This window comes from Methylobacterium sp. UNC378MF, from assembly GCF_900103195.1.
Lineage (GTDB): Bacteria > Pseudomonadota > Alphaproteobacteria > Rhizobiales > Beijerinckiaceae > Methylobacterium.
This window is the reverse complement of record NZ_FMWU01000006.1, coordinates 169,032-183,916: the sequence shown is the minus strand read 5'-3', so window position 1 is coordinate 183,916 and position 14,885 is coordinate 169,032. Positions and strand designations below refer to the sequence as shown.

Below are 14,885 nucleotides of genomic sequence, written 5' to 3'. Positions count from 1 at the left end.
TCCGCGGCAGCCTCGTTCGCGGGCCGCTCGGCGCCGGAAGATGCGCGATTTGTGTGCAGGGTGCCAGCGCGCGATACGCTGAGATCACGATTTTAATCCGCTCCGACGCCAGCTGTATGCATAATCTGCGTAGAGCGGCCGTCCGGTGCGATCCGGGAACGGATCCGCCGCGTCATCCTGACAGGCTGAGCGGTTTCCGCGACGCGGATGCAGGGCGCCGGGCAAGCCGGCCCCCTGCCCGGCAGCTGGTCTCACATCGGCGGAGTCAGGCCGTCCTTGCCGACAGCGACGAGCTTGCCGTCGGCCTTGGCACCATCCCTGGCGACTACGGCGAAGACCTTGGAGCCGGGCGACAGGATGGCCTTGTCGGCGGGCTCGAAGGCGACGATCGGCGCCGAGGACGGCACCACGATCTCCTTGGATCCCTCCTTGCCGTAGCTCACCGTCAGGGTGCGCTCGCCGCCGGCGGCCGCCTTGTCGGCCTTCACGGTGCCGTTGGTCATCGCGCTCTTCACCTTCGGGGCGTTCGACGTTTCGGCCTTCACCGTGCCGTTGGTCATGGCGCTCTTCACCTTGGCGCCGGCGCCCGCCGTGTGGTCGGTGATCGAGTCCCAGCCGTAATGGCCCTCGCCGGTGCCGCGCATCGATTCGGGGAAGAGCACGACCTCCAGCGCGGTCATCGGACTCTCGCCCTTGGTGGCGGTGCCGATGAAGACGCCGTCCTTGATCGCGTCGAGGCTCGATGGGACCACCCAGGCGAACTTCGCCCCCGCGACATCCACCGTCTCGGTCTTGCCGTCGTCAGTCTTGATCGTGAGCGTGGTGCCGTCGGCCTTGTCGACGGTTCCGCGGATGCGCTCGACCTGCGCGGCGAACGCTGCGCTCGACAGAAGGGCTGTCAGGCCGGCAGCAACGAGGGTCTTGCTGAGGTGCTTCATCGGGATCCCATTGGCTTCGGGATCCGGGTTATGGGGCGACCCGTGCGCAAAACAAGGTTGCGCACAAGCGAAATGCCGTGATCCAGGATACAAAGGAGGCGGCGCCCGCTGGGCGCCGCCTCGTAATGTCCGGGCTTCACCCGCACCACTTTTCTCCGCCGTCGGTCCGGCACGCCGCAGGCGAGCCGGGAATCCGTCAACTCCGACGGTGCGAGCCCTCGACGCGTCGGCCGGCCTGGATCCCGGGCTCCGCTGCGCGGCCCCGGGATCGCGGAGTGGGTGCGATCTCCTTCGCGAGACGAACCGATCCGGTCAGGCCGCGAGCGAGCGCAGCACGTAGGGCAGGATGCCGCCGTTGCGGAAGTATTCCAGCTCGTCGAGCGTATCGATCCGGCAGGTCAGCGGGACCTGCTTCACCGAGCCGTCGGCGGACTTGATCTCCGCGGTCAGCGTCTGGCGCGGCTTCAGCTCGCCCGCGAGACCCTTGATCGTGACGGTCTCGTCACCCTTCAGGCCCAGCGACTGCCAGCTCGTTTCGCCCTGGAAGACCAGCGGCACCACGCCCATGCCGACGAGGTTCGAACGGTGGATGCGCTCGAAGCTCTCGGCCACCACGGCGCGGACGCCGAGCAGCTTCGTGCCCTTCGCCGCCCAATCGCGCGACGAGCCGGTGCCGTATTCCTTGCCGGCGAAGATCACCAGCGGCGTGCCCTGTTCGGCATATTTCATCGCCGCGTCGTAGATGAACATCTTCTCGCCGGACGGCTGGAAATGCGTCCACCCGCCCTCGACCACGCCGCCGGAGGCGTCCTTCACCATCTGGTTCTTGATGCGGATATTGGCGAAGGTGCCCCGCATCATCACCTCGTGGTTGCCGCGCCGCGTGCCGTACTGGTTGAAGTCCTGCACACGCACTTGGTGCGACTGCAGGTACTCACCGGCCGGCGAGGCCGCGCGGATGTTGCCCGCCGGCGAGATGTGGTCGGTGGTGATCGAGTCGAGGAACAGGCCGAGGATGCGTGCGCCCTCGATGTCCTCGACCGGCTTCGGGGTCTTCTCCATGCCGACGAAGTAGGGCGGGTTCTGCACGTAGGTGGAGCCCGGGTTCCACGCGAAGGTCTCGGCCTCGGTGACCTCGACGTCCTTCCAGTTCTGGTCGCCGCCGAACACGTCCGCGTAGCGGGACTTGAACAGGGCCGAGGTGATGTTCTCCTCGATGAACTGCTGGACCTCGGCCGAGGACGGCCAGATGTCCTTGAGGTAGACGGGCTTGCCGTCCGACCCCTGGCCCAGCGGCTCCGTGGTGATGTCGATCTGGAGCGAGCCGGCGAGCGCGTAGGCGACCACGAGCGGCGGCGAGGCGAGGTAGTTCGCCCGCACGTCCGGGTTCACGCGGCCCTCGAAGTTGCGGTTTCCCGAGAGCACGGCCGCGGCGACGATGTCGTTGTCGTTGATCGACTTGGAGATCGCCTCCGGCAGCGGGCCGGAATTGCCGATGCAGGTGGTGCAGCCGAAGCCCACGAGGTTGAAGCCGAGCGCATCCAGCGGCTCCTGCAGGCCGGATTTTTCGAGATATTCGCCGACCACTTGCGATCCCGGCGCGAGCGAGGTCTTCACCCACGGCTTGGAGCGCAAGCCCTTGGCGACGGCGTTGCGGGCAAGGAGCCCTGCGCCGATCATGACCGACGGGTTCGACGTGTTGGTGCAGCTCGTGATCGCGGCGATCACCACGTCGCCGTGCCCGAGGTCGAAGTTGGTGCCCTCGACCGGGTAGCGGCGCGCGAGGTCGGCGGCCTTCTTGAACTCGGTCTCCATCGAGGCGGCGAAGCCCGGCTTGGCGCCGTCGAGGAGCACCCGGTCCTGCGGGCGCTTCGGACCGGCCAGCGACGGCCGGACCTCGCTCATGTCGAGTTCCAGCGTGTCGGTGAAGACCGGGTCGGGCGTGCTGGCGTCGCGCCACATGCCCTGCGCCTTCGCGTAGGCCTCGACCAGGGCGATCCGGTCATCGGAGCGGCCGGTGACCTTCAGGAAGTCGATGGTCTTCTGGTCGACCGGGAAGAAGCCGCAGGTCGCGCCGTACTCGGGGGCCATGTTGGAGATCGTGGCCCGGTCGGCGACCGCCATGTCGTCTAGGCCGGGGCCGTAGAACTCCACGAACTTGCCGACCACGCCCTTCTTGCGCAGCATCTGGGTGACGGTGAGCACGAGGTCGGTGGCGGTGGTGCCCTCGGGCAGCTTGCCCGACAGCTTGAAGCCCACGACCTCGGGGATCAGCATCGACAGCGGCTGGCCGAGCATCGCCGCCTCGGCCTCGATGCCGCCGACGCCCCAGCCCAGCACGGCCATGCCGTTGACCATGGTGGTGTGCGAATCGGTACCGACGAGCGAGTCGGGATAGGCGACGTCGGAGCCGTTCTCGGACTTCGTCCAGACGGTCTGGGCGAGGTATTCCAGATTCACCTGGTGGCAGATGCCGGTGCCCGGCGGCACCACCGAGAAGTTGTCGAAGGCCGACTGGCCCCACTTCAGGAAGGTGTAGCGCTCGCCGTTGCGCTCGTATTCGAGGGCGACGTTGTCGGCGAGCGCCCTGGGGGTGCCGAACTCGTCGACGATCACCGAGTGGTCGATGACGAGGTCCACCGGGACGAGCGGGTTGATCTTCTGCGGGTCGCCGCCCAGAGCCACCATGGCGTCGCGCATGGCGGCGAGGTCGACCACCGCCGGGACGCCGGTGAAGTCCTGCATCAGCACGCGGGAGGGGCGGAACGCGATCTCGACCTCGGCCTTGCCCTTCTGGTCGAGCCAGCCGACGGCGGCCTCGATATCGGCCTTCTTGACCGAGCGGTCGTCCTCGTAGCGCAGCAGGTTCTCCAGAATCACCTTCATGGAGAAGGGCAGCGCGGCCGCCGAGGCGAGGCCGTTCTTCTCGGCCGCGGGGATGGAATAGTAGGTGTAGGTCTTGCCGCCGGCTTCGAGAGTCTGGCGGGCCTTGAAGCTGTCGAGTGAGGGCACGGCTGGTTCTATCCTCGCTGCGGGTTGTCGAACACGCGCAGGCAAGACCTGCGCTACGAGATCTGTGTTCGGCCTGTGTAGCGCCCGACGGGCGCGCGCCGCCCCGGGAGTGCCCGGGCAGGAGACGATGCGCGGGGGCGATTTGGACGCCCGTGATGCCGCGCGGCGCAGCCAGGGAGGGATATAGAACTTTTCGAATCTGGCCGCTACCGGGTCGCGATGACAGGTGCGTTTTCCTGTCGGAGTCGCGGCTGCGGATGCGCGACGGCGGTCGGCGTGCCTGCCGGTGCGAGCGTCACGGTGCATCGTCATCCCGGGGCCGCGCAGCGGAACCCGGGATCGAGACCCGCCGACGCGTCAAGGGCGGGCGCCGTTGGTGTTGATGGATTCCGGGCTCGCCTTCTGCGTCCCGGACTGACGGGGTCGCCGGCCGTCCCCGCTTCCAGCGCGGCTCAGCCCCGAAGCACCGGACCGGTGAGCCGTGACGTCACCCCTGCCCCGGCGCCCCCGCGCCGGACAGCGTCTTGAAGCGGTCCGGCTGTGCCGCGAGCCTGCGCAGCGCGGCGACGTTGGCGGCGGCTTCCGTGGCGCTCATGTCCCGGCGCAGGACGGACTCGGCATCGGCGAAGCGGCCCTTGAGGCCGAGAACCAGGGCGAGGTTGGCCCGCACCCGTGCGTCGGCACCGGGCTGGTCGGCGGCGAGCCGCAGGGTCTGCTCGGCGAGGTCGAGGTTGCGCGACAGCGCGTAGGACAGGCCGAGGTTGGACAGGAGCGAGGGCTCGTTCGGCCGGATCTTGAGGGCGGCCTCGTAGAAGCTCTGCGCGCGGGCCTGCTCGCCGAGCTGGGCGGAGGCCGAGCCCTGCGCCGAGAGGATGCGCCAATCGGGATTGGCCGGCGTATGGGCGTTGGCGAGCACGTCGATCGCCTCACGGAACCGGCCTGCCTCGACCAGTGACTTGCCGTAGGCGCCGAGCAGGGCCCGGTCGCGCGGGTTGCGCAGGGCCGCCTGCTGCAGCACCGCCGAGGCCTGGCTGATCTGATCGGTGACCCGCAGGGCGCGGGCATAGGCCATCGCCGTGCGGCCGTCGGTGGGGTCGGCGTTGAAGCGCTCGGCCAGCCGGTCGATGTCCTGCCGCGAAGGCGTCGCGGCGGCAGCAGCGGCGCCGCCGAGCGAGCCGGTCGTCTCCGGGGAGCGGGTGTTGCAGCCGGCAAGCCCCAGCGCGACGACGGCGGCCACCAGGGCGGCGCGGCGTCCGGCTTTGGCCGGGGATCGTGTGACCCGGATCAGGGCCGTCATCATGGTACGCTCCGCCGGCATCTGGCCCGGACGCGGGCACGTGCTTCCCGCCCCCGGCCGGGCGGTGATAGAGCATTAACCCTAACCAGCGGTTAAGCCGCCGGTGCGGGCGGCACGCGAGAGGCACATGATCCAGGCCGAGATTCCGGCGACGACCCTCGGGCTCCTGCCCGGCGGGACGCAGGCCGTAGCGGTGACCCTGGTCACGAGTGGCGGCTGGGCCGAGGTCGAATCGAGCCTGGAGCCAACCCAGCGCAGCTTCGCCCGGGCCACCGGTTTCGAACCGAAGGCGGGCAGCCTCGCGCTCCTGCCCGGCCCGGACGGCAGCCTCGCGCGGGTGCTGTTCGGCCTCGGCGACCCGGAGGCCGCGGCCTACGACCGGCTGCTCGTCGGCAAGCTGCCGGGCCTGCTGCCGGAGGGCGTCTTCCGCCTGGACAACGCCCCCGAGCCCGCCGAGGCGGCGCTCGCCTGGCTGATGGGCAGCTACCGCTTCGGCCGCTATCGGTCCGGCGGCGGAACCAAGGCCCGGCTCGCGGCGCCCACCGGCATCGACGCGGACGAGGTGGAGCGGATTGCCGCCGCGGTGGCGATGGGCCGCGATCTCGTCAACACGCCGGCCAACGATCTCGGGCCTGCCGAGATCGAGGCGGCCGTCCGGGCGCTCGGCGACCGTCACGGCGCCGCCGTCACCGTCACGCAGGGCGAGGCGCTCGCCACGGAGTACCCCCTGATCCACGCGGTGGGCGTCGCCTCGCCCCGGGCGCCGCGGCTGATCGATCTGAGCTGGGGACCGGCGGACGCGCCGCGCGTGACCCTGGTCGGCAAGGGCGTCGCGTTCGACACCGGCGGCCTCGACATCAAGCCGTCGGCCGCGATGCTGCTGATGAAGAAGGACATGGGCGGCGCCGCCGCGGCGCTTGCCGCCGCCGCCATGGTCATGGGCGCCGGGCTCCGGCTGCGCCTGCGCCTGCTGATCCCGGCCGTCGAGAACGCGGTCGCCGGCAACGCCTTCCGCCCCGGCGACGTGCTGCCGAGCCGGGCCGGGCTCAGCGTCGAGATCGGCAACACCGACGCGGAGGGCCGCCTGATCCTGGCCGACGCGCTCGCCCGCGCGGACGCGGAATCCCCCGACCTGATCCTCGATTTCTCGACGCTGACTGGCGCGGCGCGGGTGGCCCTCGGGCCGGACCTGCCGGCCTTCTTCACCGCGGACGACGCGCTGGCCGAAGCGGTGGCGCGGGCCGGCCGGGCGGCGATCGATCCGGTCTGGCGCATGCCGCTGCACGCGCCCTACGCGAGCCTCCTCGAGTCCAAGGTCGCGGACCTCAACAACGTCTCGGGCGGGCCGTTCGCGGGCGCGATCACCGCGGCCCTGTTCCTGCGCCGCTTCGCACCGAACACGAAGGCGCACGGCCATTTCGACCTCTACGGCTGGAACCCCTCCACCAAGCCCGGCCGGCCGGAGGGCGGCGAGGTCCAGACCGCGCGGCTGACCTACGCGCTGCTCAAGGCCCGCTACGGCGGCTGATCAAGCCCAGCTCGCCTGCCGCTGCAGAATTCCGGACCCGGCGCACGGCGCCAGGGTCCGGAGGGTCCCGAGGCCGGACCGTAGGACCGCGCGGATCGCCGCCAGGATCAGCAGCAGGGCGGCCGATCAGCGGCGCGCCGGCGAAGATCCACAGGAAGCGGGGCTCCGGCAGCACGAACGGCCCCCGCCACGAGGCCGCCGCCCGGCCGGGCCGCCGAAGGAGAGGGCCGCAGCCCGGAGCCAGACCGGGACGGCCGCGGCGAAGCTCCGGAGGGCGGCGCGCTCAGGCCGTGTGCGGCAGTCCTGTCTCGATCAGCCGCGCCCACAGGGAAGCCCCGTACGGCGCGGCCGCGTCGTTGAAGTCGTAATGCGGGTGGTGGAGCGAGGCACTGTCGCCGTTGCCGATGAACATGTAGGCGCCGGGGCGGCGGCCGAGCATGTAGGAGAAGTCCTCCGCGGTCATCATCGGCGCCACCGCCCGGTCGACGTTCTCACCACCGACCAGCGCCTCGGCGACGCCGGCCATGAAGTCGGTCTCGGCCGGATGGTTCTCGGTGACCGGATAGCTCGACCCGTACTCGACGCGGCCCTGCGCGCCGAATCCGCCGGCGATCTCGGCCACGAGGGTTTCGATCCGCTCCTTGATCTGGCTCCGCACGGCCTGGGACAGCGTGCGCATCGTGCCCCGCATGGTGACGGTCTGCGGCAGGACGTTGAAGGCCTCGCCGGCCTCCAGCGCGCAGACCGAAACCACCGCCGACTGCACCGGGTCGAGGTTGCGCGACACGATGCTCTGCAGGGCGATGATCACGTGGCTGGCCACCAGCACGCTGTCGATGGCGTTCTGCGGCAGGGCCGCGTGTCCGCCCCGGCCCTCGATGGTCACCGTGAAGCGGTCGGTCGAGGCCATGATCGGCCCTGGCCGGATCGCGAAGGTGCCGACCGCCATCCCGGGGATGTTGTGCATCCCATAGACCGACTCGACCCCGAACCGCTCCATCAGACCGTCCTCGACCATGGCTTCGCCGCCGCCGCCGCCCTCCTCGGCGGGCTGGAAGATCAGCACGGCCGCCCCGTCGAAGTCGCGGGTCTCGGCGAGGTACTTGGCGGCGCCGAGGAGCATGGTGGTGTGCCCGTCATGGCCGCAGGCGTGCATCTTGCCCGGCACGGTCGACCGATAGGGCAGATCGCGCACCTCCTGGATCGGTAGGGCATCCATGTCGGCGCGCAGGCCGATGGCGCGGTTGGAGGCGCGGCCCTTGCCGCGAATCACGCCGACCACCCCGGTGCGGCCGATGCCGGTGATCACCTCGTCGCAGCCGAAGGACCGGAGCGTCTCGGCCACGAAGCCGGCGGTGCGGTCGACGTCGTAGAGCAGCTCGGGATGGGCGTGCAGGTCGTGCCGCCACGCCGCCATCGTGTCGGTGAAGGCGCGGATCCGTTCGAGGACGGGCATCGGGTCGGGGCTTTCGTGGCCTTTGCGGGTGGGCCGGACCAGCAAAGCCGGGGCCAGAGCCGTCGTCAACGGCCGCGCTCGGTACACGCGGTGCGCCCGTAAGTCCGTCCGGACAGCCCGCAGATCCCGGCGGCTCAGTGCGCCTTGCCGGTCAGCCAGAGCATGCCGAGGCCGAGGGCGAGCCCGGCGAGCGGAACGCCGAGGAGGCTCGCGAACTGAAGCGTCGTCATGGATCCAGGCTCCCGAGGCGAGATCGGGCTACCCAATGTAGGGCGCCGCTCGTCAACGAGCAAACACCGAGCAGCAGCAGCAGCGCGCCGGCGAGAAAGCCGTGCTGCTCGGTGGCCACGCCCGGTGCCGATGAAGGGGGCGAAACCGCCGACAGCGAAGACCGCGATCGGGAGACCGTTGATGGAGGTGGCGGTGAGCTTCGCGCGCTCGTTGCCGACGAGCTTGCCCCGGAGATCCGCGTCCGCTCCACTCACCCCGCCCCCCGCCCCGTCATGCCGCGCGCGCGCCGCTGCGGTGCGGGAGGATGGTCGCCCGCGGCGAGGTCGTCCAGGATCGGGCAGTCCGGCCGCGCGTCGCCGCAGCAGGCCTCCGCCAGATGCTCCAGCGTCCGGGCCATCCCCTCCATCTCGGCGATGCGGCGGCGCAGATTCGCGATCTGCTCCTGCGCGATGGCCTTAACCCCGGCGCTCGGCCGGGCGCGGTCGCGCCAGAGCGCCAGGAGATCCGCGATCGCGTTCACGCTGAAGCCGAGGTCGCGGGCGCGGCGGATGAAGCGCAAAGTGTGCAGGTCCGCCTCGCCGTAGTGGCGATAGCCGGCCTCGGACCGGGCGGCCGGCGGCAGCAGGCCGGTCGCCTCGTACCAGCGGATCATCTTGGCCGAGACGCCGGTGCGGCGCGCCGCCTCGCCGATCGTCAGGCTCGCCGCGCTCATGCCGACCGCGCGGCGAGCGTCGGCGCCTCGGCCGCCGCGGGCCGCCCGCCGGCCCGGCGTAGCCGCAGGGCGTTGCCGAGGACGAACACGCTCGAGAACGCCATGGCGCCCGCGGCCAGGATCGGCGAGAGGGCCGGGCCGCCGAACGGCACCAGCACGCCGGCCGCCACCGGGATCAGGGCGGCGTTGTAGGCGAAGGCCCAGAACAGGTTCTGGCGGATATTGGCCATCACCGCCCGCGACAGGGCCAGGGCCTCGACCAGAGCGTCCAGATCGCCCGACATCAACACAACGTCGGCGCTCTCGACGGCGATGTCGGTGCCGGTTCCGATCGCCAGCCCGACATCGGCCTCGGCCAGGGCCGGCGCGTCGTTGATGCCGTCGCCTACGAAGGCCACCGGCCCGTGCGCGGCCCGGAACCGCTGGACGGCCTCGATCTTCCCGCCGGGCAGAACCCCGGCGGCCACCGCGTCGATGCCGAGGCTCCGCGCCACGCCCGCCGCAGTGACGGGATCGTCGCCCGTGACCATCGCCACCGCGAGACCCTGCGCCTTCAGGGCCGCCACCGCCGCGCGGGCGCCCGCCTTCACGGGATCGGCCACCGCGAGGATCGCGGCGTGGCGGCCGTCGAGCACGAGGTGGACCGGGCTCCGCCCCGCACTCGCCAACGCCTCGGCGCGGGCAGCGAGACCCGGATCCAGGGCGACGCCGAGGCGTCCCAGGTAGCGCGGCGCGCCGAGTGCAACGGTCCGATCCGCGACCCGGCCGGCGACGCCGAAGCCCGCCACCGCCTCGAAGCTGTCGGGCTCGGCCGTGGCGAGGCCGCGGTCGCGGGCGGCCGCCACGACGGCGCCGGCCAGCGGGTGCTCGGAGCGGGTCTCCAGCGCGGCGGCGAGGGCCAGCGCCTCGTCCTCCGTGACATTGGCGGCGGGGACGATCTCGGTCAGCCGGGGGCGCCCCTCGGTCAGGGTGCCGGTCTTGTCGAGGGCCACGACCCGCACGTCGCGCAGGCCCTGCAGCGCCGCGCCGTCGCGGAACAGCACGCCGCGCGCCGCCGCGCGCCCAGTGCCGACCATGATGGCGGTGGGCGTCGCCAGCCCCATGGCGCAGGGGCAGGCGATGATCAGCACCGCCACGGCATTCACCAGGGCCGGACCCAGCGCCGGGGCCGGCGCCAGGATCAGCCAGGCCAGGAAGGTCGCCGCGGCGATCCCGATCACCACCGGCACGAACCATCCGGTGATGCGGTCGACCAGCGCCTGAATCGGCAGCTTACCGCCCTGGGCGCGCTCCACCATGGCGGCGATCTGCGCCACCACGGTAGCGCCGCCCACGGCCTCGACCCGCAGATCGAGGCTGCCGCGGCCGTTGAGCGTCCCGCCGACCACGGAATCGCCCGGCCCCTTGCGCACCGGAGCCGGCTCGCCCGTGACCATGCTCTCGTCGACGTGGCTGGTGCCGGAGACCACGGCCCCATCGGCCGCCACCCGCTCCCCCGGCCGCACCCGGACGACATCGCCGATGCGCAGGACGTCGAGGGGGACCTCGGCTTCAGCGCCGCCGCGGACGACCCGGGCCGTCTTCGGCGTCAGATCCATCAGGCGGGCGATCGCCTGCCCGGTGCGCCCCTTGGCGCGGGCTTCCAGGGTCCGGCCGAGGAGGATCAGCGTGACGATCAGGACGCTCGCCTCGAAATAGAGGTGCGCCGCCCCCGCCGGCAGGAGATCGGGCGCCAGGGTCGAGACCAGCGAGTACAGGTAGGCGGCGCCGGCCCCGAGGGCGACCAGGGCGTTCATGTCGGGATGGCCGCGCAGCAGACCCGGAACGCCGCGCAGGAAGAAGCGCCGCCCCGGGCCGGCGAGGACCAGGGTGGCCAGCACGGCCTGGACCAGGGCCGCCACCGGACCCCCATGCAGCGCGGGCAGAAGGTGGCCGCCCATGTCGAGGACGACCACGGGCGCCGACAGCAGGGCGGCGACGATCAGGTCGCGGCGCAGGGCGCGGCCCTCTTCCGCCTGCCGGGCCGACGGGTCGACCGCGTGGCCGGCCTCGACCGGTCGGGCCTCGTAGCCCGCCGATTCGACGGCCGCCGTCAGTGCGTCCATCGACACCACGCCCTCGGGATGGCGGATCGTGGCCCGCCCCGCGGCGAGGTTGACGCTGGCCCCGGTCACCCCCGGCACGGCGGCCAGCGCCCGCTCGACGCGGCCCACGCAGCTCGCGCAGGACATGCCCTCGATGGTGAGGAGGCTCTGCGTCTCGGGGACGGGGTAGCCGGCCTCCGCCAGCGCCGCCGCGACGTCGCCCGGGCTCGTGTCCCCGTCGAGGACGAGGCTGGCGCGGTTGGTGGCGAGGTTCACCGCGACATCCCGGGCACCGGGCAGCGCCGCGAGGGCACGCTCGACGCGGCCGACGCAGGAGGCGCAGGACATGCCCTCGACGGGCAAGGTCAGGGCGACGGATTTCGACATGGCGGTGATCCGGTTCGAAGCATCCACGCCCGCTCAGATGGGGCTTCCCATGATGGGAAGGTCAAGGGCACGGGTTGGCAGACCGGATGGATCCGACACACGGTGAGGCGCGGTCCGTTGTCGAATCGCCGGTGCCCGGCCAAGGTCCTCGCACGCATGATCGACGAGGATCCGGATGACCGAACCGCTGACGATCTACGGCGACCCGGGCTCCGGGAACTGCCTCAAGGTCAAGTGGGTCGCGGCCCATCTCGGCATCCCAGCGGTCTGGCGCGATGTGGACGTCCCGGGCGGCGGGACGCGCAGGCCCGAGTTCCTGACCCTGAACCCCGCCGGGCGGGTGCCAGTCGTCGTCCTGCCCGACGGCGCCGTGCTTTCGGAATCGAACGCGATCATCCTCTACCTCGCGGAGGGCTCCGCGCTGGTGCCCGCGGAGCCGCTGCCCCGCGCCCGCATGCTGCAGTGGATGTTCTGGGAGCAGTACAGCCACGAGCCCTACATCGCGGTCCGCCGCTACCAACTCCACTACCTCGGGCGGGCGCCGGAGGATCTCGACCCGAAGCTCGCCGAGCGCGGCACCGACGCCCTGCGGCTGATGGAGGCCACCCTCGCGCGCTCGGCCTTCATGGCGGGCGAGACCCTGACCCTCGCCGACGTGGCGCTCGTCGCCTACACGCGCATGGCCCATGAGGGCGGCTTCGACCTAGCAGGCTTCCCGGCGATCCGCGCCTGGGTCGGGCGCGTCGAAGGCGAGCTCGGGATCGGGCCCTATGCCGGGCCGGCCTGATCGGCCGCGGGCTGCGGCGGCGCGGCGCCGTATTCCGGCAGGCTGACCCGCACGGTCGTCCCCTCCCCCGGGGCGCTCTCGATGGCGAGGCGTCCGCGATGGCGGTTGAGGCTGTGCTTGACGATGGCGAGCCCGAGGCCCGTGCCGCCGCGGGCCCGGCTCGACGCGACGTCGACCCGGTAGAAGCGCTCGGTCAGACGCGGGATGTGCTCGGGCGGGATGCCCGGCCCGTCATCGGCCACCGACAGGACGATCCGGCGCCCGAGCCGCGGATCATCCTCCCGGGCGAGCCCGACGCTGATCCGGCCCCCGCCGTATTTCACGGCGTTCTCGATCAGGTTCTCGATCACCCGGGCGAGTTCGTCGGCGTCGCCCGGGACGGCGTAGGGGCCGGCCCCCTCCTCCAGCTGGATCGTGGCGCCCCGCGCCTTGGCGGGCGGCCCCTGGGCATCGACCATCTGGCGGGCGAGGGATCCGAGATCGACCACGGCCGTGGGCGCGACGTGCTCGCGCAGCTCGATCCGCGACAGCGACAGCAGATCGTCGATCAGCCGTGTCATGCGCAGGGCCTGGACGCGCATGATCTCCAGGAAGCGCTCCCGGGCCTGCGCGTCGTCGCGGGCCGGCCCCTGCAGGGTCTCGATGAAGCCGATCAGGGTGGCGAGCGGCGTGCGCAGCTCGTGGCTCGCGTTGGCGACGAAATCGACCCGCATCGCCTCCAGGCGCCGGGCCGCCGTGAGGTCGCGCAGGAACAGCAGCGCGCTGACGCCCGAGCCGTCGGGCATCGGCAGGGCGCCGATCTGGACGTCGAAGGTGCGCTCCAGCGGCACCCGGGTCGACAGCGCGACGCGGCGCGGGAGGCCGGAACTGAGCACCGCCTCAATCCCGTCGAGGACCTCCGGATCGCGGAGCGCGAAGGACAGGGGCCGGGCCTGGTGCAAGGCCGGCAGGAGCGCGCGGGCGGCGGGATTCGCCTCCACAACCAGGGTCCGGCGGTCCACCAGGATCACCGGATCCGGCACGTGGGCGAGCAACGCCTCGGCGACACCATGGCGTTGCGCGGTGGCGGCCGGACGCGGCACCGGGGCCTCGCGGCCGCGCCCGCCGAGCCAGCCGCCCAGGCAGACGGCGCCGAGCCCGATCAGGATCAGCGGCAGATCGAGCCGCCCGGCCAGGGCGGTGGCGAGCCCCAGCAGGCCTGCCGCGATCGCGGCGCCGGTCCAGGCGGGAGAGCTGCGCAGGCGGGCGGACATGGCAGGCGCGTTCGGCGGATCAGCGGCGCTCGGTCTCGTCATGCCATGCCCGGCCGGACGGCCCCGCCGTCCCCTCCGGCGGGCCGGGATCGCGCGCGCCGCCCGCGCGCTTCACGATCTCGTAGAGGCCGAGCATCGCCAGGGCGGTGACGAAGGGTACGACGTAGTAGCAGCCCCGGAACAGGAGCAGCGAGGTCAGCACCTCGTTGCGCGGCAGGCTCGACAGGGCGAGCAGCACCGTCGCCTCGAACACGCCGATGCCGCCCGGGGCGTTCGACGCGATGCCCAGCATGGCGGCGAGCACGTAGATCGCCAGGAAGGTCGTGAAGCCCAGCGTCGTCTCCTGCGGCAGCAGGACGTAGAGCACCGCCGCCGCCGCGCAGACATCGCCGATCCCGACGATCATCTGCCCGATCGAGACCGAGGCCCCGGGCAGTTCCAGGCGCCACTGCTTCACCGTGATGCTGCGCTTCTTGGCCGAGACCCAGGCGAGGTAACCGAGCACCAGGGCGAGCGCCGCGAGTCCGACGCCCTGGTTGATCCGGATCGACGTGAAGGCGAGCCCGGCGAGCTGGCCCGCCTCGATGATCAGGCTGAGGCCCAGCACCACGCCCATCCCGAGCCAGAAGGTGAAGCCGGCGATGACGGTGAGCGCCGCGATCTTGGGCGTGGACAGGCCCTGCCGGGCGTAGATCCAGTAGCGGATCGTGCCGGCGGTAAGCAGCGGAAAGCCCAGGGTGAAGCTCACCGCGTAGCTGGTGAACGAGGCGAGCGCGGTGATCCGGTAGGGCACCTTGATCTTGAGCTGGCGCAGGGCCAGCGCGTCGTAGCCGGTAAGGAACAGGTAGCTGACGCCGACGAACAGGAAGGCGAGGCCGAGCTGCTCGGCCGTGGCCGCCGCGATCGCCGAGCGCACCTCCGCCCAGCTCACGCTCTGGACGAGCTTCCACAGCACGCCGAGGGAGACGGCGACCAGCACGATGCTGGCGGCGGTGCCGATCCAGGCGAAGCGGTTGCGCCGGCCCTTCCGCTTCGCGTTCTCGGCCGCGTCGTGCTGGACCGGCTCAGCCGGTTCAGCCGGCTTCCGGTGCTGTCCCTGAAAATTCATGCCGTTCGGCGTCCGCCCTTCCGGCTGCGCGGCCCGGCCGAAGGCCGTCAGCCCGTGCCGGAATCTCCCGGACCGCGGCCCGTCGCCCCGCA

General features: G+C 71.9%; 10 protein-coding genes. 2 read left to right on the top strand and 8 right to left on the bottom strand.

Annotation, left to right across the window (positions count from 1 at the left end):
• Positions 1 to 251: 251 nt before the first annotated feature.
• From BLT59_RS08460 to BLT59_RS08450, 3 genes are all read right to left on the bottom strand, one after another.
• Positions 252 to 938: a metal ABC transporter permease gene (locus BLT59_RS08460; RefSeq protein ID WP_091778445.1), complete on the bottom strand. Its 687-nt coding sequence runs from the start codon at positions 936 to 938 to the stop codon at positions 252 to 254.
• A 312-nt stretch (positions 939 to 1,250) separates the two neighbouring features.
• A complete protein-coding gene (acnA, locus tag BLT59_RS08455) occupies positions 1,251 to 3,950 on the bottom strand; it encodes an aconitate hydratase AcnA (protein WP_091778443.1) in 2,700 nt (899 codons plus the stop codon).
• 487 nt (positions 3,951 to 4,437) lie between these two features.
• Positions 4,438 to 5,250, bottom strand: coding sequence for a tetratricopeptide repeat protein (locus BLT59_RS08450; protein ID WP_091778547.1), 813 nt, complete (start codon positions 5,248 to 5,250; stop codon positions 4,438 to 4,440).
• 124 nt (positions 5,251 to 5,374) lie between these two features.
• Between BLT59_RS08450 and BLT59_RS08445 the strand changes: the two genes are divergently transcribed.
• The gene (locus tag BLT59_RS08445; protein WP_091778441.1) at positions 5,375 to 6,775 is read left to right on the top strand and encodes a leucyl aminopeptidase family protein; all 1,401 of its coding nucleotides are present in this window, start codon (positions 5,375 to 5,377) and stop codon (positions 6,773 to 6,775) included.
• 283 nt (positions 6,776 to 7,058) lie between these two features.
• On the opposite strand, the gene BLT59_RS08440 is transcribed toward BLT59_RS08445, so the two are convergent.
• The 3 genes from BLT59_RS08440 to BLT59_RS08425 all read right to left on the bottom strand — a co-directional run bounded on the left by BLT59_RS08440 (position 7,059) and on the right by BLT59_RS08425 (position 11,645).
• Positions 7,059 to 8,231: a M20 aminoacylase family protein gene (locus BLT59_RS08440; protein WP_091778439.1), complete on the bottom strand. Its 1,173-nt coding sequence runs from the start codon at positions 8,229 to 8,231 to the stop codon at positions 7,059 to 7,061.
• A 481-nt stretch (positions 8,232 to 8,712) separates the two neighbouring features.
• Positions 8,713 to 9,174: a Cu(I)-responsive transcriptional regulator gene (gene cueR, locus BLT59_RS08430; protein WP_091778437.1), complete on the bottom strand. Its 462-nt coding sequence runs from the start codon at positions 9,172 to 9,174 to the stop codon at positions 8,713 to 8,715.
• Positions 9,171 to 11,645, bottom strand: coding sequence for a heavy metal translocating P-type ATPase (locus BLT59_RS08425; protein WP_091778435.1), 2,475 nt, complete (start codon positions 11,643 to 11,645; stop codon positions 9,171 to 9,173). Before BLT59_RS08425 ends, cueR begins: the two co-directional genes overlap by 4 nt.
• A gap of 175 nt (positions 11,646 to 11,820) precedes the next feature.
• Between BLT59_RS08425 and BLT59_RS08420 the strand changes: the two genes are divergently transcribed.
• A complete protein-coding gene (locus BLT59_RS08420; RefSeq protein WP_091778433.1) occupies positions 11,821 to 12,432 on the top strand; it encodes a glutathione S-transferase family protein in 612 nt (203 codons plus the stop codon).
• On the opposite strand, the gene BLT59_RS08415 is transcribed toward BLT59_RS08420, so the two are convergent.
• Both BLT59_RS08415 and BLT59_RS08410 read right to left on the bottom strand, forming a co-directional pair.
• Entirely contained in the window at positions 12,414 to 13,685 is a 1,272-nt protein-coding gene (locus BLT59_RS08415; protein WP_175543968.1) for an ATP-binding protein, read from the bottom strand. The genes BLT59_RS08420 and BLT59_RS08415 overlap by 19 nt on opposite strands.
• Before the next feature lie 19 nt (positions 13,686 to 13,704).
• On the bottom strand, positions 13,705 to 14,793 hold the full coding sequence (locus BLT59_RS08410; protein ID WP_091778545.1) for a lysylphosphatidylglycerol synthase domain-containing protein: 1,089 nt from the start codon (positions 14,791 to 14,793) through the stop codon (positions 13,705 to 13,707).
• Positions 14,794 to 14,885: the final 92 nt, after the last annotated feature.

Coding starts and splice junctions, on each gene's coding strand:
- BLT59_RS08410 (WP_091778545.1), bottom strand. CDS start 14,793: ATGAATTTTCAGGGACAGCACCGGAAGCCGGCTGAACCGGCTGAGCCG.
- cueR (WP_091778437.1), bottom strand. CDS start 9,174: ATGAGCGCGGCGAGCCTGACGATCGGCGAGGCGGCGCGCCGCACCGGC.
- BLT59_RS08450 (WP_091778547.1), bottom strand. CDS start 5,250: ATGATGACGGCCCTGATCCGGGTCACACGATCCCCGGCCAAAGCCGGA.
- BLT59_RS08415 (WP_175543968.1), bottom strand. CDS start 13,685: ATGTCCGCCCGCCTGCGCAGCTCTCCCGCCTGGACCGGCGCCGCGATC.
- BLT59_RS08425 (WP_091778435.1), bottom strand. CDS start 11,645: ATGTCGAAATCCGTCGCCCTGACCTTGCCCGTCGAGGGCATGTCCTGC.
- BLT59_RS08440 (WP_091778439.1), bottom strand. CDS start 8,231: ATGCCCGTCCTCGAACGGATCCGCGCCTTCACCGACACGATGGCGGCG.
- BLT59_RS08420 (WP_091778433.1), top strand. CDS start 11,821: ATGACCGAACCGCTGACGATCTACGGCGACCCGGGCTCCGGGAACTGC.
- BLT59_RS08460 (WP_091778445.1), bottom strand. CDS start 938: ATGAAGCACCTCAGCAAGACCCTCGTTGCTGCCGGCCTGACAGCCCTT.
- BLT59_RS08445 (WP_091778441.1), top strand. CDS start 5,375: ATGATCCAGGCCGAGATTCCGGCGACGACCCTCGGGCTCCTGCCCGGC.